The sequence below is a fragment of the Lentimicrobiaceae bacterium genome (assembly GCA_023227965.1).
GTDB lineage: Bacteria > Bacteroidota > Bacteroidia > Bacteroidales > JALOCA01 > JALOCA01.
Window position 1 is genome coordinate 127,582 of record JALOCA010000002.1, and the last position, 24,792, is coordinate 152,373.

The 24,792-nt window shown below is 34.9% G+C and carries 15 protein-coding genes; 13 read left to right on the top strand and 2 right to left on the bottom strand.

The genetic code is table 11. From position 1 onward, the window contains the following. Window positions 1-12: 12 nt before the first annotated feature. Together M0R21_01385 and M0R21_01390 are read right to left on the bottom strand one after the other, a co-directional pair. On the bottom strand, window positions 13-1,167 hold the full coding sequence (locus tag M0R21_01385; protein ID MCK9616470.1) for a 1-deoxy-D-xylulose-5-phosphate reductoisomerase: 1,155 nt from the start codon (window positions 1,165-1,167) through the stop codon (window positions 13-15). Next, window positions 1,161-2,069: a M23 family metallopeptidase gene (locus M0R21_01390; GenBank protein ID MCK9616471.1), complete on the bottom strand. Its 909-nt coding sequence runs from the start codon at window positions 2,067-2,069 to the stop codon at window positions 1,161-1,163. Before M0R21_01390 ends, M0R21_01385 begins: the two co-directional genes overlap by 7 nt. A gap of 446 nt (window positions 2,070-2,515) precedes the next feature. On the opposite strand from M0R21_01390, the gene M0R21_01395 reads away from it, so the two are divergent. The 13 genes from M0R21_01395 to M0R21_01455 all read left to right on the top strand — a co-directional run bounded on the left by M0R21_01395 (window position 2,516) and on the right by M0R21_01455 (window position 24,681). Beyond that, entirely contained in the window at window positions 2,516-6,439 is a 3,924-nt protein-coding gene (locus M0R21_01395) for a T9SS type A sorting domain-containing protein (protein ID MCK9616472.1), read from the top strand. 19 nt (window positions 6,440-6,458) lie between these two features. Beyond that, window positions 6,459-9,320, top strand: a complete 2,862-nt coding sequence (locus tag M0R21_01400) for a T9SS type A sorting domain-containing protein (protein MCK9616473.1) — start codon at window positions 6,459-6,461, stop codon at window positions 9,318-9,320. 172 nt (window positions 9,321-9,492) lie between these two features. Further along, window positions 9,493-10,647 carry a T9SS type A sorting domain-containing protein gene (locus M0R21_01405; protein MCK9616474.1) on the top strand — a complete coding sequence of 385 codons (1,155 nt, stop codon included), beginning with the start codon at window positions 9,493-9,495 and terminating at the stop codon, window positions 10,645-10,647. Window positions 10,648-10,650: 3 nt separating this feature from the next. After that, window positions 10,651-11,229 (top strand): DUF4424 family protein, encoded by a 579-nt coding sequence (locus tag M0R21_01410; GenBank protein MCK9616475.1) that lies wholly within the window; start codon window positions 10,651-10,653, stop codon window positions 11,227-11,229. Window positions 11,230-11,415: 186 nt separating this feature from the next. Continuing rightward, window positions 11,416-12,114, top strand: coding sequence for a hypothetical protein (locus M0R21_01415; GenBank protein ID MCK9616476.1), 699 nt, complete (start codon window positions 11,416-11,418; stop codon window positions 12,112-12,114). Window positions 12,115-12,323: 209 nt separating this feature from the next. Next, complete coding sequence (locus tag M0R21_01420; protein MCK9616477.1) at window positions 12,324-12,971, top strand: IS4 family transposase; 648 nt, start codon at window positions 12,324-12,326, stop codon at window positions 12,969-12,971. A gap of 163 nt (window positions 12,972-13,134) precedes the next feature. Beyond that, on the top strand, window positions 13,135-13,872 hold the full coding sequence (locus M0R21_01425) for a LytTR family DNA-binding domain-containing protein (GenBank protein MCK9616478.1): 738 nt from the start codon (window positions 13,135-13,137) through the stop codon (window positions 13,870-13,872). Window positions 13,873-14,386: 514 nt separating this feature from the next. After that, window positions 14,387-14,566: a hypothetical protein gene (locus M0R21_01430; protein MCK9616479.1), complete on the top strand. Its 180-nt coding sequence runs from the start codon at window positions 14,387-14,389 to the stop codon at window positions 14,564-14,566. Between the two features lie 212 nt (window positions 14,567-14,778). After that, entirely contained in the window at window positions 14,779-15,696 is a 918-nt protein-coding gene (locus M0R21_01435) for a carboxypeptidase-like regulatory domain-containing protein (protein ID MCK9616480.1), read from the top strand. Between the two features lie 216 nt (window positions 15,697-15,912). Beyond that, the gene (locus tag M0R21_01440) at window positions 15,913-16,959 is read left to right on the top strand and encodes a hypothetical protein (protein MCK9616481.1); all 1,047 of its coding nucleotides are present in this window, start codon (window positions 15,913-15,915) and stop codon (window positions 16,957-16,959) included. 43 nt (window positions 16,960-17,002) lie between these two features. After that, the gene (locus tag M0R21_01445) at window positions 17,003-18,460 is read left to right on the top strand and encodes a T9SS type A sorting domain-containing protein (protein MCK9616482.1); all 1,458 of its coding nucleotides are present in this window, start codon (window positions 17,003-17,005) and stop codon (window positions 18,458-18,460) included. Window positions 18,461-18,688: 228 nt separating this feature from the next. Further along, window positions 18,689-20,437, top strand: a complete 1,749-nt coding sequence (locus M0R21_01450) for a hypothetical protein (protein MCK9616483.1) — start codon at window positions 18,689-18,691, stop codon at window positions 20,435-20,437. 2 nt (window positions 20,438-20,439) lie between these two features. Next, on the top strand, window positions 20,440-24,681 hold the full coding sequence (locus tag M0R21_01455) for a PKD domain-containing protein (protein ID MCK9616484.1): 4,242 nt from the start codon (window positions 20,440-20,442) through the stop codon (window positions 24,679-24,681). Window positions 24,682-24,792: the final 111 nt, after the last annotated feature.

Genomic DNA, 24,792 nt, shown 5'->3' on the forward strand with positions numbered 1-24,792 from the left:
AGCAGTCAATGGCTAAATAAAAGAAAGTGCTAATGCACGGGTTTCCCGGTCGGTTTGTACATAATCGTCAAATGAAGGGTGCAGGACAAAAGAAGCTTTCGCCATACATTTTTCGATGATTTCCGGAATTTGCAGAAAACCTGTTTTGTCATTAAGAAATGCAGCAACCGCTATTTCGTTGGCGGCATTTAATATACAAGGCATATTCCCTCCCTGTTCCAGCGCAGCATAGGCAAACATAAGGCAACGGAAGGTAGTGATATCGGGTTTTTCAAAGGTGAGTTGAGGAAAATCCGTAAACAAGAAACGTGGAAAACTGGTCGCCAAACGGTGGGGGTATGATAGGGCATATTGTATCGGCAGCCGCATATCGGGCAGTCCCATCTGGGCTTTCAGCGAGCCGTCGGCAAACTGCACCAGCGAATGGATGATGGACTGTGGATGAATAATCACTTCTATCTGCGAAGCTGCCATCCCGAAAAGCCAGTGTGCTTCTATCACTTCCAGCCCTTTGTTCATCAATGTGGCAGAATCAATGGTAACCTTGCAACCCATATTCCAGTTGGGATGTTTCAGCGCCATTTCCTTGGTAACTTTCGCAAGATAATCATTGTTTTTCCCCCTGAACGGACCACCCGAAGCCGTCAGGATAATTTTTTCCACCGGATTGTGAAATTCACCTGCAAGGCATTGAAATATTGCTGAATGTTCCGAATCAATAGGGTAAATATTTACGCCTTTTTCTCTTGCAAAGCGGGTAACCAGTTCGCCGGCTACCACCAGGGCTTCTTTGTTGGCAAGGGCTATGGGCTTCCCGGCATTAATGGCATGCATAGTAGGCTGCAAGCCGGAAAAGCCTACCAATGCTGTCAGTACGATGTCAATAGAATCACTTTCGGTGATTTGTGTTAAGGATGCCTCGCCTGAAAATACTTTGATGTCATGCGGTTGTAAAGCATCGGAAACTTCGCGATAGTGCTTTTCGTTGACTATCACCACGGCATTGGGTTTAAATTCCAACGCCTGTTTAATCAGCAAATCGGTATTAGTATTGGCAGTAAGCACTTCCGCCTCAAAAACCTCCGGATGGTTTCGGATTACTTCCAGTGCCTGGGTTCCGATGGAGCCTGTAGAGCCTAAAACGGCAATTCTTTTTTTTGCTACCAACTGATGTAGTCTTTAGGGTTTACCGGACTTCCATTGTACCAAAGTTCAAAGTGCATGTGGGGTCCTGAAGATACTTCTCCGGTTTCGCCTACAATGGCTACAGGTTCTCCGGCATGTACATAATCGCCTTGTTGTTTGAGCAAAACGGAACAATGTTTATAGAAAGTGATGATGTTGCCTGTGTGCTGAATAGCCAACACCCATCCGTGTTCTAATGTCCAGTTAGCAAGAACAACGGTTCCGCTAAGTGCGGCTTTAATGGCTTCATTTTTTTGTGCAGCCACATCTATACCAAAATGGCGGTTCTGGCTATTGAAATTACTTATAATCATGCCTTTTAAAGGGCAATAGAAATTAACACTTCCTATATAGGAATTACTTACTCCTAACCCCTCTGAAGAAGTTTCGTTGCTGCTGAGCAGTGCGTATTTATTCTGGTTTTCCACCTCCACTCTGAGTAGCGAATCATCCGGGCTGCGCCTGTCGCTGATTTCGGAATAGGAAGTTGCCTTGGCAGTATCTTTGGTAAGGGAATAATCCGGGTGCAGGTCGTTGCCTGTGATGATATTTTTCAGGTTGGAGATGTATTTGTCCTTTTGTTGTAAAACCTGTTCTATGGAATCGGTTTTCAAGCCAAGTTCGTACACATTCTTCTGCAATCCCACGCTGGAATAACCAGGTATGTACTCGCGCAACGGGGTGAAGGCAATAATGTATGTGGTAAGAAATACAAGCAAAATGGATAATGTGCCCAGTGCAATAAAAACATTCAGCCTCGACAATTTGAACGAAAGTTTTTCTTCCAGCGTGCTTTCATTCATAATCACCAGGCGGTATTTATCCCTGAGTTTCTGATACCATTTGATGGTATTATGTTTGCTATGTTTTCTTTTTCTGCGCAATTGTTTTGTGTGTTGTTTTCCAGTGTGTTTATTGTAACTTTATTTTTGGCAAATATCGTAATTTTTCAGAGAAAGATTAATATTTCAGGATTTTAACTTTGTTTAACAGAAAAAGAAAATAAACGTATAAAAGCGAAAAACACGTGTAATTATTTATAAATGTGCAAACAAGTACATTTTTCATTGGAGTCAATTTTATATATTTCCGGTAATGGCAAACAAATAGCAAGTTTACGGAATTTTCTTCCCCCTTGCATTGTCCGCATAGAGCAAATTACTATATCGTTTTCCGGTACAATTGTATCTGAAATACTATTGTATTGGTTATTAACATATAACTATTAAATAATTTAATAAGATACTGGAATAAACTCGTATCTAATAAAAATAAAAATTGTGTATTTTTACGCCCTTCACTTTTGTTAAATTAACCATTCTATTGTTGTATGAAAAAATGTACTTTCCTCCTGCTTTTTTCCGCAGTTATTTGTTTTTCAGTTTATGCTCAAAAAGAAAAGACCAACCCGGAACTTAAACCCCTTTCGGCATCCGAACTTGAAAAACTGGCTTCTATTCCTGAGCTTGTCCTTCCGGCAGGATCCAGTGATGATGAACGTCCCTATGCTGTCGATAATTCACAATTACCATATTTCAGACCCTTATACCAACAATCGGGTCTGGAATGCGGACAAGCCAGCAGTTTGGGATTAGGACTTACTTACGAACTAAATTGCGCCAGAAACCTCCCGGGGAATGTGCCAGCTAATCAGCAGGCAACACATTTTGCCTTCAATTTTATTAATGGCGGTGGCGATTGCGGGGTAAGCTACTTCGAAACCTGGTATGTAGTAAAAAATTGCGGAAATCCTAATGTTCAGGAATACGGAGGTACACCTTACTATGGGGGATCATCTCGGTGGATGAGTGGCTACGACCTGTATTACAATGCAATGAAAAACCGTATCCGTCAAATGTTTGCCATTAAAGTAAATACAGAAGAAGGATTGAATACTTTGAAGGGATGGTTGTATAATCATTTGAACGGAAGTGCACACGGCGGTGTTGCACAAATGTATATTTCCTATACCAGCCCGGGCAACACTCTGCCTACCGGAACCCCAGAAGCGGGCAAACACGTGATTTTATCGTTTGGAGGAAGCCCCAACCACGGATTGACGATAGTAGGGTATAACGATTCCATACGATGGGATTTTAATAACGACGGACAGTACACCAATAATCTTGACACCAATGGCGATGGAATAGTGGATATGAAAGACTGGGAAGTAGGTGGTTATAAAGTTGCCAATACCTATGGAGGCATTAATACCTGGGGAGATCAGGGCTTTTCGTATGTGATGTATCGCACTTTTGCCGAACAATTGGAAGAAGGAGGAATATGGAATAGTGCCGTTCATGGGGTTTATGTAAATGAAAATTACGACCCACAACTTACTATCAAAGCCACAGTTACCCATTCTAACCGCAGTAAAATAAAAATTATTCCCGGCATTGCCCTCTATCAGGCTGCCACGGAACCTGATTTTACTCTTGATTTACCCATTTTTGACTTCCAAGGAGGAGACCTTTATATGCAGGGAGGAAGTTCTACAGCAGATAAAACTCTTGAATTCGGTCTCGATATCACTCCTTTATTAAGTTATATACAGAGCGGTTCTTCTGTAAAAATATTTCTCCAGCTTGCGGAAGACGATCCATCCAACGCTGCCACAGGTAAAATCCTGAGTTTCTCAGTAATGGATTATACCGGCACAGGCATTGTGGAATACCCCTGTTCGCAAACCAATGTTCCAATTGTTGAAAATGGTATTACTACACTTGATGTAAATCTACCTCTGAGTTTTAACAAAACGGAAATTACCACCGATTCTCTCCCCTTAGCTACCCTTTATCAGCCTTATGATTATACTTTATCAGCTTTGGGCGGTCGCCCGCCTTACCAGTGGGAAACTGCCAGTATGTATTCCGAACGAGACTCTACCGCCACATTTCCCCTGATAAATGCACACCAGGTTAACCTTTCGGGAACAGAAAATGGAATTGCCGAGCAGCCCTTGGATTTTTCATTTCCTTACTATGGAAAAATGTATGATAAAGTGTATGTTCATGGCGATGGGTATCTTATGTTTACCAACGAAGATTATCCATGGACTTTTATCATTGCCTATAAATCATTCATGAAGAATATAAAAGCCATTGCACCCTTTTCACTTAAAACAGTCTCTATCAATGCTGGCGATGGTGATGGAGTTTGGTATGAAGGCGATGCCAATTGTGCTGCTTTTAGGTGGAAAGCCTCTCTGTGGGATAATCCTTCGGGCACCGACCTTAATTTTGCAATAAAAATTTATCCTTCCGGAAAAATTGAATTCTATTACGGCGAAATTGTTTCTGTAGGTTATTTACAATGGTTTTCTGGTATTTCCGAAGGCAATGGCTATGATTACATTCTACGCTACGACTATGGCGACCAGCCTCCCGCAGCGAATTCGGTAAAAAAATACAGTTCCACACCTTACCCCTACGAAATGCAATTGAGCAGTAACGGAGAATTCAGCGGAGCACCCATGCAGGTATACGATAGTTGCATGATAAAATTTGTTGTAACCGACAATAACAACATTCGCACGATAAAAACCCTGCCGTTTACTACCAAGGGACTTGGAATTACTTACAACATACTGTCGGGTGGCGATGATGTAGTAGAATATGCCGAAGAAGCCGCGCTTACACTTATGCTAAACAATACCAATACACAACCTTTCCAGGGAACAGAAATGTGGCTCAAATGCAATGACTCATTAATTCAATTGACTGACAGTACAGAAAACGTTGGAACCATTCCCGCCTCACAATCGGTTTCTTTCAGCAATGCATTTGGTTTTACGGTTGCTGATGTTGTACCCGAGGGCTATGCCATACCCATGACGGTTTATATTGCTTCTCTTACCGATACCCTTTCAAGGCAGTTTACCATCATCCTCCATTCACCCGTTCTCACCATCGGAAATATTACAATTAACGATGGAGCAAACGGAAGTCTTGATCCGGGAGAAACTGCCGATATGATTGTTGAACTTAAAAATACCGGCGGAGCTAAGGCCACCGGAATACTTGCAAATATAAATTGTATAAATCCCGAAATTACTGTAAATAATGCACATTTTCAGAGTGATACACTCTCTGCCGGAGCCACCTTGCCCCTTGTATTCAATATTACCGCATCTTCTGGAATTGCAATCGGCAACGTAGTAACATTCCCTCTGAGTATACAAACGGATTATGATTATGGCATTTCCGATACCCTTGCCATTACCGTCGGACTGATTGCAGAAACTTTCGAATCGGGCAATTTTTCGAGTTACGACTGGCAATTTTCAGGAAATGCTGACTGGCAGATCGTGGAAACCAATCCCTATGAAGGAACGTACTGCGCCAAATCCGGTGCTATTGCTGACAACCAGGAGTCAGTTTTTTATATTACATTAAATGTACTAGCCGATGGTGAAATCAGTTTTTATAAAAAAGTATCCTGCGAAAACGCCCCCAGCGGTACCGGTTACGACTGGCTCGGATTTTACATTGATAATAACGAACTTAACAAATGGGATGGCGAAGTCAGTTGGAGTCAGGAAACCTATCCCGTAACTGCTGGCGAGCACACCTTAAAATGGGTTTACCATAAGGATTATTCAACTATTGGAGGTTCCGATTGCGCTTGGGTAGATTATATCATATTTCCCGCTTTTGATAATGGTACTCCAAACATGACAGTTACACCAAACATTATTGAAAAAGACCTCGATATCAACCAAATTGATGCCGATACTTTGGTCATTTCAAATCTTGGAGGTGGATATATTGACTTTAATATTTCCGTTCCCGACTCCATGCCCTGGCTTAGTGTAGTGCCCGCAACAGGTCATATTGGGATGTACGGCTCCTATCCTGTTCAACTTATTTTCAATACCAACTCGGTTCCTCCGGGAAGTTATTCAGGAACTTTCACCGTAAGCGATCAGATTGGAAACACAAAAGAAGTTCCTGTAAACCTGAAAGTAACCGATCCCAATGGAATCAATAATTTTCATGGTTCGGAGTCATGTTTTATATTTCCCAATCCGGCAAAAAATGTAATCACATTGCAAATAAATGAACAAATTAATGGCAACTTCAGAATTGAACTTTTCAAACCCGACGGGCTTAAAGTATTTTCTTCCGAAGGAAACATTTTTTCTTATAACAAATTTATCACATTAAACCTTAGTAATCTGAATTCAGGAATTTATTTTTGTAAATTGCAGATTTCCGACAGAACATTTATAAACAAAATAATAATAACACGATAAATATTTTAATTTTAACAATATGAAACTTCGTTTTTTTTGTATTACATCACTGGTTTTCTTACTTTCGTTTCAAAGTCAGGCTCAAAAGCTAATAAATGTAAATCCTGATAAAAAAGCCGAACCCTGGTATGCCGGGGGGCTTCGTCAGCTTACAACTGCCGATTACCAGTTTTTAAACAGTTTGCCACAATTTTCTGTTGAAGAAAAATACAAAACACGAGACTTGCCTTCGAGTATTGACAACTCCCAACAACCATTTTTTCGCCCGATTTTCAATCAGGACGGCGGAAGTTGTGGACAGGCAAGTGGAATAGGTTACAATTTTACTTATGAAATTGATTATATTCGTGGATTAAATGCAAATACTATTCAAAACCAGTATCCAACACATTTTACATGGAATTTTCTCAACGGTGGCAGTGGCAGTGGTTCCTGGTATTTCGATGGCTGGCAAATAATAAAATCAGATGGTTGTCCTAATGTTGACGACTGGGGTGGAACTTTTTACTATGGCGGACAAAGCCGGTGGATGAGTGGATACCAGCAGTATTACAATGGTATGCACAATCGGGTTCTGAATATTTATGCACAGAATGTTGTCACTCCCGGAGGATTGCAAAACCTGAAACAATGGTTTTACGACCACGGGAATGGTTCACCTGTAGGCGGACTGGCTTGTTTTGGCGCCGGAGTGTCCGGAAGTCATACCATGACTACCCTTCCTTATGGCACTCCCGAAGCCGGAAAATCGGTAGTAACCCGTTGGGATGCCGATGTAAACCATGCGATGACTTTTGTGGGTTACAACGATTCAATCCGCTACGATGTTAATAACGACGGACAGTTTACCAATAACCTTGATATTACCGGAGATGGCATTGTGGATATGCGCGACTGGGAAATTGGCGGACTGATCGTTGCCAATAGTTGGGGCGAATATTGGGGAAACAACGGCAGATCGTACATGCTGTACCGTTTACTTGCACTCGACCTTGGAAATGGCGGGATCTGGAGTAATACCGTTCACATGATTAGCACAAAAGCCGATTGCCAGCCATTGCTTACGGCAAAAGCTACCATCAAACATACTTCCCGCAACAAAATCCGCATTTCTGCAGGTGTTGCAAGCGATACTAACGCACTTCAGCCGGAACACACTCTTTCATTTCCCCTTTTCAGTTACCAGGGAGGAGATTTTTATATGCAGGGAGGCAGTTCGGAGGCTGACAAAACTCTTGAACTCGGTCTTGATATCACACCCTTACTTAGTTACATAAACAATGGCTCAGCAGCTCGTTTTTTCCTCCAGGTGGACGGGCAAGACCCCGAAAATTCAAGCGAAGGCGAAGTAATTGATTTTTCAATTGTTGATTATTCGAATGGTGAAACGGAAATTATCTGCCCCGAACACAATGTGGCGGTTAATGAAAATGGAACTATTTGGCTCGGTGTAAATTATACAATGAACATTGACGCCCCTGTTATTATTACTGACTCACTTCCATTAGCTTATGCTGGCGAACCCTATTCCTTCCAGCTAAGCTCAGAAGGTGGTTTAGCTCCCTACAAATGGAATCTCGAATTTAATTATAATGAAGACTTTTTACAGGGAGTTTTCCCGGCAATTACATCGCAGCAGCTTTTTCTTTCAAGCAACGACGACGGCTTTGCCATCCAAAAAATTGATTTTCCTTTCCCTTTTTATGGAAAAACTTATGATTCGCTGACAATTTCGTCTGATGGTTCAGTTTTATTTGGAAATAATTTTGAATACGTTCGCAACGACGAAAATCTACGAGCCATTCGTTCTATTACACCCTACGGAGCCGACCTGATGCTTTACCCCGAAACCGGTGACGGAATTTTTTACGAAGGAGATGCCAGCCATGCTACCTTCAGGTGGGAAATATCCATGTTCGATCACCCCGAAGTAAACATAGATGTTGCTGCAACACTTTATCCTACAGGGAAAATAGAATTATTTTATGGAAATGGCATCACAGAAGGCACTGGCTGGACAGCCGGAATTTCCGACGGAAGCGGTGCTAATTACACTTTAGCTTCAATTTCCAATACTTACCAGATTCCCGATGGCTACTCTACTTCTTTCCAATGCCCTGGTTACCCAATGGGAATGAGCGTTTCTGATGACGGGCTTCTTAGCGGCACACCTGCCGAAAACGGTAAAACCTGGAATATTAATTGTAAGATTACAGATTTTAATACTATTTCTGCCTGGAAAACCCTGATTTTTTCAACTGGTTCAGCGGTTTACGACGTTGTGGTGTCGCCCGACTCAATGGCTTTTCTCACCGATGAACAAATCTTTAATGGGATACCTTTTGTAATTAAAAATTTTAATGCCGGTGATGCTATGATAAATAATATTGAACACAGCAACAGCTTCTGGTATTTACAGGAACCGCTCATTGATTTTCCTTACACGCTTCATCCGGGAGATTCTTTAAAATATACGGTTATGATCGCCATCCCTATTGATATAAACTTAATTAATGACACTCTGGATATTGAAACAGAAGCCTCAACGCATCATCTTGTAATTTGGCTCGATACTGACTTGATTGGCGGCATACAAAAAACTACCTCCGAAAGCAGTCTCCTTTTCGAAAATCCTGTACCAAATCCTTTCCGTGATGAAACCACTTTACGTTTGTTTTTGAAAGAACCAGGGCAAGTTTCTCTCGAAATTTTTGCTGCCGACGGAACCAAAATCCAAACACTTTTCAACGGAAATCTAACTGCTGGCAATCATAGTTTTGAATGGAATGCTACCTCAAACAATCTGCAAGCTGGAATTTATTTCTGCCGTTTGCAGGCAGGAAAAACAATTTTAACACGTAAACTTGTTTTAATGAAATAGAAAATAATCCGAGGTAAGGATTTGAGATAGAAGAAAATAATTACTGGTTTTTTTAATTTCTTCAAAATTGAGGAAATTGTAAATTTTTATTTTTTAAAAAATTATTGTAAAACTTTTACAAATAGGCATGTTTTGCATAAATTTGTATGCATGTTTTAATTCTTCTTTCCCAATGAAACGGTTTCTTATTCTCCTCGCTGTTTTATTTGTTTTTTGCAAAAACAATTATTCAAACCCTATCGTTGTTGATCCTCCGCTGATTAACATAAGTGAGCTATATTTTGACAGCGAAAATAAATGGCATTTAGAGCTTGAAGTAAATGTTATTATAAATCCACTTTATTGTCTTGTTTTTGATAGTATTCAACTACGTTCAAACACAAGCACACATAGTTTTGTTACAAATCAAATAATTGGTTATCACATGTATGTTTTCGATCAGGATAATTTTCCCGATTTTATTATTAATCAGGAACAAGATACTCTACAGATAATAGCCTATTTGAATTACGAATGTTATATGTCTAATGTAAGTGAAAGTATTAAACTAATATATGGTTATTCAGGATGTTCCATTCCGGTTTTATATCCCGGTCAGTCAATTTGTTTTGAAAATAACTATTTCTATAAAACCAATTATCCTAACATTGGATTTGAGAATCTGGATTACATTGATTATGCTAAGGCATTGGTTTACGGAAACTTGTACGACCAGTGGGGAACGTTGGTAAATAATTCAAATTTAAACGAATACTCCATTTCGTTAGATAAAAACATTGAGGCATATTATTATTATCCCGATCCATACATCCATTTTGTATATCATAATTCCTTATTTTTCATTGATTTCAGCTCTTTCGGCAACTATTTTTCATTTATTCTGCCCCGCCAGACTACAATAAACAGTGTTCAGCATTACTACAACTATTACGATGAATCTTTTATTGCCACGTTTAACTGCACTCCTGTAAATCTGAACATGGAACCCGGAGATACCGTTTATACAGATATTCAAATCATTGACACTAATTTTACCGTTGGTTTGCATGAACATTCACCACTTCCGGCATCGCTGTATGTGGTTTGCTCGCCAAATCCATTTTCGAGCAACATTAACTTTTTTATTGATTCAAAAGACAATCTTTCGGATATGAGTCTGCTGATATTTAATATTAAAGGTGAAAAAGTGAAGGAATTTGCATTGCCTGCAGAAAAAAGCATCAACATCAATCTGACGAAAGCAGAAATTGGGAAAAGTGGAACTTATGTTTATATAATCATCAAAAACGGAAAGAATATTTGCTCGGGTCAGATTATTTGCAATTAAAATATGCCCATTAAATATCAATATCTTATTGTAAGTGCCCTGTTGGTGTTTGCATTGAAAAGTAATGCACAAAGCCTGGATTTTTTCCGCGAAGACCTTACATTTGAAATTGATTCTGCCTGTTTTTATGTTCAGGGTGATTACTATTTCCGCAATAACGAGAAAAGACCACGGGAGATTGACATTCTTTACCCTGTCCCTAAGAATGATTACACAAAACTAGTTGACACTATAATGGTCTTCGACCAGAAAAATATTAGCAAACCGCTTGATTTATCGGTAAAGGACAGCGTTTTTTCATTCAAATTATTCTTAAATCCTGTTTCGACGAGTATTTTGAAAGTTTTTTACCGTCAGCATCATGATGGGAAGAGTTGCAGGTACATTTTGCTTACGACTCAAAAATGGGGGAAACCTATTGAAAATGCAAGATATAGCTTGGTTGTAAAACAAAATATTAAAATCATATCCTTTTCATATCCTCCCGACAGCATGAAGCAGTTTGGCGATTCGATAGTTTATTTTTGGGATAAAAAAAACTTTATGCCCGATAGGGATTTTATCATATACTTTGATGAATAAAATATAACCTAAATTCAAGTAATTGATGCAACATATGGAATCCGGCATGTGGATTGTAGTGGAAGCATTCAATATCCGATATCTATTGAATAGCCTGATTATTTTGAAGGATAAAATTTAATAATATTGTTAATCGCATATAGAATAAAACAATCAGAAGAAAAAATAATAAGAGGGTAATTAAATATGAAAGCAATAATTAAAACAATGGCGTTATTTCTCGTTTTTCTTTGTCTGTTTCTGTCATATACGATTAAGGGACAGAATTATACTATAAAAAAGGAACGGGAGTCTAAAGATACTACCGACATTAAATATATTCTGATTTTTCCATCAGAGAAACAAAAATTATTTAATAAAGTATTGCCAGATGTTGATTTTTATTGCAAAGAAATGAAAAACAGAACAATACAAACTGATGAATTCTCCTCCTTATCCGGCCCATTGGCAGGATATAAAAATAAAGATTACTATTTTGAAAAACAGTTTAATGAACTATTAATGGATATTGATAAGGGAAAAAAAGGAAAACATTTAAAAAAAATATCTGAAGAGGAGATTATTAAAACCTTTTTATGGATTTCGTTAAGCCATTGTGAAGATGAGTTAATAAGCATTGATTCTTTTCGTTATTTGGGAGAAGATTATAAATTCCGATTTCCTAATAAACCAAAATATATTCGAGATGTTAACTATAAAATATCTGTAAAAATGAAACATTTTAACATGGGTATATATTATTATCTAAACAAAGATTTATATCTTTACATAAAAAATAAACAAATTCAATATATAATTCAAGAAAGTGATGGATTTGCATATCCATTTCTATTTGTTGACCCTGTAATCGTGAAGCCTATTCTAAAAGATTCAAATAAAAATTAAGATATTAAATTGATAAACCATGCGGGAGTTAGTACTTATTCTTGTATAAATACCAATATCAATAAAATATATTTTATAATTAATGATTACTACTGATGCGTTAACTTTTAAAAATATTTTTCAACAACCAATATATCAAATATATATGAACGTTCTTTGATTTTTTAATTTGATTTGAAAATTAGCTTTGCAAGCTTAATTGTAAAGCTATGAATTCTGGTAAATATGTTTTTGCTCAGCTGCTACAGTTTATTTCTCAGTATGAATTTGATAAATATGTATCTGAATATAATGGCGATTTCAGAACAAGAGAACTCAACTGTTGGAATCAGTTTATTCAATTGTTTTTTGGTCAATTAACTTCAAGGAATTCCCTTCGAGATATTTGTACCTACCTGAAAGCTCATAGGAATAAATTGTATCATCTTGGTATTAAACAATATGTGAACCAATCTACACTTTCACGGGCAAATGAACGAAGGGATTTTCAAATTTTCTCAGATTTTGGCAATGACCTTATTCAACAAGTAAGACCAATGTATGCAAACGAACCAATTCCAGATGTTGATATTGACAATGAAGCCTTTGCATTGGATTCGACAACAATATCTTTGAGTCTTAAGCTATTTAGCTGGGCACCGGGCAAGTATTCCAGAGGATCTGTGAAAAGCCATACATTACTTGATTTAAGAGGAAATATCCCTACTTTTATCTTGATTACAGATGGAAAATATCATGATAGTAATGTCCTTGATATACTTACTCCAATATCAGATGCAATTTACATTATGGATAAAGCTTATATAGATTTTAAAGCTTTGTATCATCTGCATGAATTGGGAGCTTTCCCCGGCTGAGCGGAATTTTTAATTCAGCAGAATAAAAAGCAAACGTTATAAAACAAATGAAAATAGAAAATTACAAATTTTCTAAGCGTTACGAGCGGAATTGCAAATTCCGCTCAGCTAAGATGAAAAAATAGACAAATAAAGATTTTTAAAATTAACTAAAACTAAAATTATGATCAGAGCCATTATTGTAGAAGATGAATTACCTTCACAGAAAGCTTTAATAAATTACCTTGAAGAATTTTGTCCGGATGTTGAAATAGAAGCTACCGCGACGAATGTAAAGCAGGGTATTTCAGTTATATCAAAATGTCATCCTGAATTAATTTTTCTCGATATAACACTTCCCGATGGATTAGGATTTGATATTTTAAAAAAATTAAACTATAATGATTATTTTGTAATCTGTTTAACTGCCTATGAAGAATTTGCTATGGAAAGTTATAAATATCAAATATTTGATTATTTAATGAAGCCAATTGAGGTAGATGAACTTGTTAATGCCGTTAACAATGTACAAAAAAAAATAAATAAAATAAAGTACTATAATAATCTCGATGAAGTAATCAAATATAATGGTTATCAAATGAATTATTTGAATAAATTATTAGTTTCAACCGGCCAAAAAATTAGAATAATAGATTTTGACGAAATAATTTATTGTATGGCTGATAAATATTGCACATTATTCTTCTTAATAAAAAACGGAAAAATTATTAGTTCAAAAAACCTTAAACAATTCGAAATAAAACTTACTTATAATTTTTTCATGCGGGTTCATCATTCCTATATTGTAAATCTGAAATATGTTATAGGATTAACTAAGGACAATACCATTGAGATGAAAGAACAACATAATATTCCATTGGGTGAAAAATATAGAAAATTATTTTTGGAAAGATTGAAATGAAAAACAAATGGAATGTTTATTAGCAGATAAATCTTATTATGTTTCTAATATAATTTAATAATATTATATATTATTTGAGCATATATTTATTATTTATTTTTGATTATTAATAATAAATTACTTTTAATTATTTCCTTAAGATTTCTGTTAGTTAAAAAGGGGGTTCTATTAGTTAAAAAGGATGGTTTATTAGATTTTTCTCCATATTAAAAATCCTATTTATAACTTTGAATAAAGTTTTAATTGCGTTCTTTTATTTTTATGAATAAACATGTTTAAATTCTTAAAGCATTCTTTATTGTTTAGTTTCAATAAAATTAATTAATAAGCTAAAGAATTTTATTTGTATTTAAATAAGCTAAAATTTGATAATGATTAATTTGGCTATTTGATAATTTAAGTTGATAAAGTAGTCAGATTTTTTATTGAAGCAAAATTGCATATTGGCAATGTAGTATCAGGTTTTTGCTTATCGGTAACGGCTTTAGATAAAGTAGCCATTTGGTTTAACTCAATGGAAAAGGGATTTGATGGAGCAGTCGTTTGGTTTAGCTCAATGGTAAAGGCAATAGATGAAGCAGTCGTTTGGTTTAACTCAATGGTAAAGGCAATAGATGAAGCAGTCGTTTGGTTTAGCTCAATAGTTAAGGGATTAGATGAAGTAGTCGTTTGGTTTAACTCAATGGTAAAATGATTAAATAAAGCAAATGTTAGGTTTAGTGAAGCGGTAATGAAAATTATTTAAATATAATTTTTGATAAAATATTACTAATGAATAGACAATAAATATTAAACTCAATGGTCATGAAATATTTGAAGTTTTAAAATTTTGATACCTATAATAACATTAAAAATAACCATATCAAATTGAAACATAGTTTTTAATAATTTTTAAAATGAAAAAAAATGAAAAATCAGGAAGAAAATACAATAGACTCATATATGAGGTTAATCAATCATTGTTTAAATAATGAAACAATTTTTAAGGTTTATAAACCTTTTGTTGCAACTTTTGATTTATTCAATGGAAACGTTATAAAAATTAATCAAAACAGAGAAAAACTATTGGCAAACAGTACCGGAATAAGTGCAGACAAAAAAAATAAAAGATCGGTAGCTGCTGAAACATGTCTTATCATAGCCGGACGTTTACGTTCAATGGCTTCAACCGCCAATAACAACACATTACTTTTAAAAGTTAAAATTTCGCAATCGGAATTATTACTTTGTCGCGAAAATGAATTTAAAGATATATGCAACAACATTCTGAATCTTGCCATCATTAATAAAACTGAATTGGCAGATTATGAAGTATCTGATGAATTAATTAACAAATTTCAGGAACTAATAACTGATTATTCAAAATCAATACCCTTGCCCAGGGAAGCAAAATCAATACATAAGTTAGCACTACAAAATATCAGGGTTTTGATACGCGAAAACAATAAAATACTAAGCGAACGCCTCGATATTGACATTGAATATTTCAAAACATCACATCCGGATTTCTATAAAATGTACAAAGAAGCCCGTAATATTATTGATTATGGAATGCATCATTGCAAAAAGAATATACTGAAATTAACAGGAACAGTTACCGATTTTGAAACAGAACAACCAATAGCAGGAGTTACCTTAAAAATAAAAGAAACAGAGTTAACGGCTATTTCTGATGTCAAAGGGAAATTTAGTATTCAGCTTACCGAAGCAGGCAAATTCACCCTTGAAGCAAATTTTACGGGCTATCAACCCTACTCTCTCGAATTTGAAATCAGTAAAGATGAAAGCCTCGAAATGGAAGTAGAACTTGAAAAAGAGGAATAGTTAATTATCAATTATGAATTAAAAATTACGAATTACGTAGCGAGGAGTTTGGAGCGAGGAGCAAATTACAATAAATTACGAATTAATAGAAAAATTAACGCATCATTAGTAGTTAAATAACATATTTTATAATTGGAAAGGAGAATGCTATATGTGAGATTAATATTATCTATGAAAAGTATATAAAGCAATTATTTTAATATTAAATTTAAAAATATGAAAAATTATAAAATATTTAAAAATATATTATTTGCAGTAGTTATTTTTATAATTGGATCTTGTTCGAAAAATGAAACTATTAAGCATGACACCGTTGATAGTAATGCTAATGCAAATGTTGTTGAACAAAAAATACTGAACTTTATTAATATTAATAATGCTAATAAATTATTAAAAAACGATCAAAAAATATCTATGGAAGATGCTGTTTTTTACATAGATGGAACATTAAATTATACTTATTGTTACCCTGAACATAAATTAAAGTATTGTATATGGGATACTACTAATATAGAAATACCTTATTCCATAGACAATGATGTATTAATGCAAGATGAAGTTTCAGCCTATAATTCTGCTGTAAGCTTGGTGAGAAATATGTATAATAAAATTTCCGATACAACTAAAACATTACTATGTGTTGTTGTACAAAATATGGGGTTAGACCAGAATAGCAGACAAATTAAGCTTCGCTTAATTGCTCAGATTGGCATTGGTAAAGGAGTTGTATATGAACCATTTGGTGAAAATGATGATTGGGATTTCAGGAGATTTACTTGGAATTGTGATATGACAATAGTGGATATTGGTGGTGCATTAAAAATTGAAGAAGCTATTCATGCTAATAAAGAAGTGTATTTGCCCTGCCCAAATGCAAGAATCTGGTATTCCTCACCTGAAGTATATACCCCTTTATCAACTTGTTTAAGGAATCCTTTTAATCCATTTGACGTTGTTGATAATTATTGTGATTATGCAATTTTTTATGCTACAAGCCAGGTTGCTGCAATTACTGATGAAACAAAATGTTTGGATGATAAAGAAATGAACTATTATTACAATGGAACAAGTAAAGTTATTTACGACTGGCAAAATAATACATTACTGAATCCTCTTGGGAAAAAGTTTATGAATTGTTTAATAAATGGACTTGAAACAACAGATGGTACTATTTATAAAATTTTTCATGAAGTAAATGCAACATATGGAATAAGGCATGTGGATTGTAGTGGAAGCATTCAATATCCGATATCTATTGAATAGCCTGTTTATTTTTAATGATGAACATTGTTAAAGGATAAACATAATGAACAGAATAATAGCACTAATAATAGGTATTCTTCTTTTTTCTGTAATCAGTATTAAAGCGCAAAACACTTACCAGTTATTGATAAGTTCACCTGATAACGAATGTGTTTTAGATGTTATAGAATATAAGCCAGACTATTTTGTAATAGTAGGTGTACGTAATCCCAAAGACAACGTGTATGACAGGACGAGCATGTTATTAAAAATAAAACCTGATGGGGATACCACCATCAGGTTTTTAAAAATAAATGATTCTTCTTTAATGATAAGTAAAATTATCCCGTACGATAATAATTTTTTTGTATTTGGGTGTTTGTCGCCACCGCTGGAGTTTAATGACCGTTTTTTTATAGGGGAAATGGATGAGAATTTTAGCCTTAAATGGCATAAATCTTATGTGTTGAGTGATACAAATATATTTTTTCAAAATATGTTTGTATTGAATAAGAAAGACGGGGGTTACTATTCCTGTTTTGATGCTACGGACGAAAACTACCTGACAAATACATATTTTGTAAATTTGGATATTAATGGCGATACTATCGAAACAAAAAAGATACCCTTTTCTTCAGGACAAAATACTACTGGTTTTTCCTATAATGCAGATTCTACAAAACTATGGCTTTGGGGAACATGGTATAGTACCCAAAGTAGTAGAGGATACAGAATAGAAGTTGATACAAGTTTTGTGGTTCAGAGAGTTCAGACATTGCCAAATGATATATTAAACAGCATAAATATTTTATGGCTTAACGATACGGATATCATGGTTTCAGGAGGATATATCCGCAGTTCAAATCCGCCTGATAATGATATTTGCATCATGAAGATTGATACTTCTTTGTCTCTTAATGCTTTACAGTACTATGGGCTGTATGATACCATTGATTATCCTGCATGGAACAGGAATATAAGTTGCCGGACAACAGATTCTATATTTTTTCTTGGGCAGCTTAATAATGCAATAGCATTTTGGCCCGAAGAGCCTTCGTGGATTTATGCGGGGATAATTGATCCGCAACTTCACTTATTGTCGGAGAAACGATTGGGTGGAGATGCAAATTATGAACCGAGAAATATTCTTGCTACATCCGATGGCGGATGTATTATTACTGCACAAAGATATGATTATAAGACTCAAAAATATGAGTATGATATAGTAATAATAAAGCTGGCAGCAGATGATTTTATAACAGAAATAAAGGAAGATACAATATGCTATGCAAAAGAGATAAAAGTATATCCTAATCCCGGGGGAAATGTCATTTATATTAATAGTACGGAAAAGAATGCAAGAATGTTTCTGTATGATTTGATGGGAAAAATTGTATTGGAAAAAGAATTATCTTTTGGCATTAACGCAATAAATGCTACTAATCTTAAATCAGGAATATATTGTTATCGAATAGTCAATTTTTCAGGATATATAATTAACGGAAAATGGTTTAAAATATAATTAATTATGAGGAAACTTAATATTTTTAAAATTTATGTAGTTTGTCTGGTTAACCTGTGTTTTTTAGGGTTTTCCGGGAGAATTTTCTGACAAACCTGTGTTTCATGCGATCACACAATAACAACAGGAACTTATTCAAGCGCAATTGGTTATTCAACAAAAGCTACTAATACGGCCACCTTTGCTTCTGGTAATGCATCAGAGGCAAATGGAATAAGTTCTACGGCAATGGGCTATCAATCAAAAGCAAATGGCCATTATTCGATGGCACTTGGACAAAGTTGCATTGCACAGGGCGATCAATCGTATGCAATTGGGCATTTAGCAAAAGCCAATGTTGGACAATCATATGCAATTGGCAGATTTGTAGAAACATCAACATCCGGTGCTTTTATTATTGGTTCTGGACTTGGTCCAATAAGCGGACAGCAAATGGTTAATTCAATTGCAAACAGCCTAATGATTGGATTTCAGAGTACGGTTCCAACATTTTTTGTCGGTACTACCCCTCCAGGAAGTCAAACTGGTAATGTTGGAATAGCCACTACCGATCCAAAGCAAAAGTTACATGTTATTGGTAATATTTTGTTAAGTGGTACAAATAATAATGGTATTCTTTTTGATGATGAAACGCTTAATGGCAGTTCAGGAGAATGGGGCATCCAATATAAGAATGGCGGCTTGAATTTTTGGAAGCCAACAGGGTCTAATACTCCCGGAGATAATTTTGTTTTTATTAAAGACGATGGAAAAGTTGGTATTGGAACAGGAAAACCTGAAACGAAACTTGATGTAAATGGCATTGCAAAAGTAAATTCATTGTTTAGTGTTGGGAATGTTCAGATTGGAAGCAGTGAAAGCGATGGTAATATGGATATTTTCGGAATGTTGAATGTATCGAAAAATGCTGCAATCGGAAATAAAACAGTGCCTGCTAATATTGATATCTGGGGGATAACTAATTGTTATAATAACATTAATATTGGAACAGAAGAAAAAAATTCAATATTGAACTTATATGGAACACAAAATATTCATGGAGTAACTAATTGTTTTAGTGTTTTGAATGTTGGGACAACGGAAATAAATTCAACTTTAAATTTATATGGCCCGCAAAATACTTATGGACAGACCACTTGTTTTGGGGATGTTCAGATGGGAACCAGTCAAGCTAATTCTACCTTAACTTTGTATGGCTCCCAGATTGTTAATGGCAGTTTATTAGTAAGCTCACTGGCTTCATCTGAAGGTAATAAGATGATTATTTCTGACTCACAAGGGCTGTTATCTTTACAGGATATTCCGGTTGGTGCAGATGATTTAGGATCGCATATAGCTACACGTAATATCCGTATGAATGGATTCTATTTGTCGGGGGACGGGGATAATGAAGGAATATTTGTTAATGCTCAGGGTAAAGTTGGTATTGGTACTTCTAATCCGGCTGCCAGATTGGAAATCAGAACAAGTGGGCAGGAAAACAAAGTGTTAATGTATGCTTCTTCGAATAACCAGGCAAGATTATGGGTCGCTAATGACATATCTGCATACAGTATTGGCATTGGTTCTGATGGCAAAGGACATATCTTTACGAATCTTAATTCTCCTTCAGCAATAATGACTTTTTCTGATGGTAATGTAGGTATAGGCATAACTCCATTGGCTGGTACACATAAATTATATGTTGCCGGAGGCATTACAACAGAAGAAGTTAAAGTTAAACTAAGTTCTGATTGGGGTGATTTTGTTTTTGAAGATTCTTATAAATTAGCTTCGTTAAAAGAAGTGGAAATTTTTATAAAAAAGAATAAACATTTGCCCGATATTCCATCTGCAAAAGAAGTTAGCGATAATGGAATAGAATTAGCTCAGATGAATAATCTGTTGCTTCAAAAAGTAGAAGAGCTTACCCTTTATATTATAGAACAGGATAAAAGAATAAAGCAATTAGAAGGAAAAATATCGGAGGGTAATTAAATATGAAAGCGACGATTAAAATAATAACATTGTTTTCTCTTTTTCTTTGTCTGTTTCTGTCATACACAGCTAAGGGACAGAATTATACTATAAAAAAAGAACGGGATGCCAAAGACACTGCTTGTATTAAAAATACATTGGTTTTTTCTTCTGAAAAACAAAAGCTGATTAATAAAGTATTGCCAGGAGTTGAGTTTTATTATTGTGAATGCAAAAATAGTAATAGAAAGCGATTATCGATGCTCTGGGCAGAGTATAAAAACAAAGAATATCATCTCCGTGAACAATTTAATGAACTATTGTCAGATATTGACATAGGCAAAAAAGGAAAGCATCTAAAAAAAATATCTGAAGAAGAAATTGTTAAGGCATTTTTATGGACGGCAATGAGTTATTCTGACATAGAATTATTATCCATTGATACTTTTCAATATTTAGGAGATTATATGTACCAGTTCTCCAATTTTCCTGATCGCAAAGTAAAAGTTAATTATAAAATATCTGCTAAAATCAGAACTTATTCGTCAGATATAGAAGATTATTTTAAGCATACCGTTACACTTTATGTTACTGTAAAAGATAAGCAACCTGGATATGTTATAGCTGATTTTGGAAATGGAGATGCGTTCCCATTTATATATACTTATCCGGTTAACCGTTTATTAAAGTTAGAAAATTCTAAAAATACTTATGACATTAATTTAATATATAATACAGGAGTTAACACTCAAACTTGCATAAATTCAAACAATAATATTAATAATACATATTTCCATTTTATAATTAATGATGATCAGACGCATACAACAAAATTTCAGGTTACAGGATTGAGCAATCCGGCTAATTATGAACTCCGGATTTATCTTCATCCATCATTTGTCGATCCCAATACTGAAGTATTAATTTGGCAAAGTAGTTTGAATGGTAATGGCATAACGTCTAATTATTTCACGCCTCTAAATGATGATAAGGATGGCTTTTGTATATTTAAAATCTATTATAATAATGCACCTCTCCCCGAAACGTTTAATAAATATGTTGTAAAAGAAAAAATACAAACAGGGGCTATTGGTTCAGGGGCTGACTATATGATTCATTATGCTTCCCGTTTTTTTTATTGGCAGCCTGGAGGTATGGGTAGCGTTGCTTCTTATTTAACGAATTTAGGTCAAAAATTTACGAATACATGGAATACACAGATTAATGACTGGAACTTATGTTCCGATATCAGTGGGAATAAACCAATAAATATAAGAGCAGATGGATATTATTACATATGTGTTAATCATGGAATAAGAGCTCAAGATATTGATTTTTGGGGTGACCATGTTTCCAGTAGTCCGTGTTCGTCATACTGGCAAGTTAATATAAAGGTTTATAGGGATTATGAATTATATAATTATGATAATGAAAACGATTTGTTGACATCAACAATTCCTCATGAATTTTTTCATACAATACAGTTTTCTCATAATCCAAATTTTCCACATAATGATAATAAGATGCAATGGTTAATTGAAGGGCAAGCAAGGTTTATACAAACTGTAGCATGTGAAGAGTTGGAATATAATTCGTCTAAAGACAGGTTGTACAGAACTGATGCTAATAATTTCTTAAACCCAAATGTGAGCACAAGCCTATATTATCAAGGATATAAATACTGCTTATTTTGGAGGTTTTTATATGAAAAATATAATTCCGGTGGTTCAATTGCTGATAAACTTAATATTATAAAGGAAACACAGTCAGGTTATAGCAATACGGATATACCAGCTATAAAGACTTTTATGGATAACAAATTGAATTCGTCCTCTTGCCCGGATTTTGATTCTGCATTGAAAGTTTTTTCTAAATGTGCTTATTTTAATAATACTGTATATGACTTATGGAATAAAGGGGATGATAATTTTTACGTTGTCCCTTTTATTACGGAAACAATAAATTATAATGGAGCAATCGTCAGTAAAGCTGATAGGATATCAAGTTCTTTCGGAATTGATTATTGGGATATTAATTTTCAAACAGGTAGGCAGGTATATTTAAAGTTTAATGGAAATATAAATAATAATGGTGTGCATCCTACCTATTATGTTAATTTTGTTTATGATAATTCATCTGCTCAGCTTGATGATCATATAATTACCCTAACTGAAGGAACTGGTGAGATTTTACTTGATATACCTTCTGTGAATCAGAAAGGTGTATTAATTATTACACGGCTTGACGATGAGGAAGGTACTATACCGTTTATAGAAACAGATTACCAGGTTGTATTGTCTCCATTATCGTCTCCAAATACAATAGCAGCTGATTTTACAGGAGCGCCAACAAATGTTCCAATTGGCTCTTCTGTTTTTTTCACCGATGCTTCAATACCTGGTAATAATTCAACAATTACTCAATGGCAATGGGAATTTGATGGTGGAACACCGGCTACATCAAATGAACAAAATCCAACAGTAACTTATAATACTTCAGGTGTATATAATGCCTCTCTTACAATAACTAATTCAAATAACGAAACTTCTACAAAAACGAGATCGGCTTATATCATTGTTTATGAATCATCGCCAGGTAATGATCTATTTTTAACCTGTTTTGCACCTTGGAGTGGTAACAGCGGGGAAAGCCTTTTTTTTACAGCTTCTGTAATGGATGGAGAACCACCATATAGTTTTATTTTTACTTTTGGAGATGGATATGATTTCCAGATTGAAAATATCTATAATACATTCGTTTCCTGCAATCATACCTATTCAGCAAATGGCATTAAACATTTTTCATGCAGTGTTTTTGATGCAAATAACAAAACTGATTACTATGAACAAGATATTATAATAGGGACCGCAGGAACTCACAATGTAGATTTCGATTGGGATTTTGAATATGGTAATGCGGGAATAAACCAGGATGTCTCTTTTACAAATTTAACCGAAGGTGGTATGTTGCCATATATCAAGTATTTTTGGGAGTGGGGTAATGAATTGAATACAAATACTGCACCTGTTTCCTCAACCGGTATTCCCTGGGAAATAATAACACAAAGTTATGCAAATCCTCATCCTACAGGAAATCCACAGACAACTATTCAGTATCCGGTATATGGGACTTACCCTGTTACTCTTACCGTAACAGATAATGAGGGATTTGATGTAACAAAAACAAAGTATATATATGTAAGTGGGGATGTAGATTGTTTTGCCTTGCGCACTTTTAATGTTTATCCTGGAATTTATATATATAATTTTAATTATGGAGAAGAGTCATTAAAAAAAATCAGAAAGGGAGATGAAGTTCTTTTTTCTGGTGCTCGAGATCCATTGAATTATAATGAGAACACATGTGTGTATTGGCCTGCTCCAAGTTATCATGAGATACAATGTTATTTAAAAGATGTAACAAATGTGAGATGGAATGTTCTAAATACCAATAAATCATATAATAATTATTATGAAGGAATTCAAAGTGAAGCATGCGCTTGGTACAGTGATAGAGGTGGTCATTATTGGTATAATTCAGGATCATTTAATAATGAAGGCAAATATACCGTACAGTTAGAAGTGTGGAATAGGTATTGGGGTGATGACCCTGATATGTTATATTATGATGCAAGGTATGGAACTCCAAGTGCCTTAAATCCAAGTATTAGAGGCGACTTAAGATGGTATGATGCAGATTGGGAAACATTTTCTGTAATAGATTGTGAAAAGAGAGTACATGTTGTTGAAAATATTCCTTCGGGTCCCCATGAAGATGTTTATGCCGGCTATTTTGATTTCGCAGGCACAGTAAATGTCAATGTTGAACCTGATGCTAAAATAAAATATGAAGCATGTAATGAAATCGATTTGTTACCTGGGTTTACATCAGAAATTGGAACTGATTTTACTGCACGTATTGACCCGATAATTGTTTCTGATAAGAGCAGCGCAAATTATACTTTTCCCTTATTTTCTAATGATGAATTAAATGAACATTTGGGAAAATCGATGCTTCAAGTTCTTCCTAATCCTGCGAATAGTTTTATTAATATAAAAAATGAAAACTCAAATGTAAATATTGAAAATATTAGTGTCTATGATGTTTTGGGAAATCTAATCTTTAAGATAGATAACCAGCATACTAATGCATATACTTTACAAATTTCCAATTGGCAAAATGGTATATATATTCTTCAAATCTTACTTTCTGACAAAAAAGTTGTGCAACAAAAAATGGTAAAGTGTAGTCAATCGGTTTTTTAAAAAGGTAACACTTTTATGAGATATATTTCTAAATAACAAAGCTATCTTACTAAAATAAAAACTTTTTCAAAAAAATCCGTGCAGGTGTATAACTTTTTACTTTTTTTATCA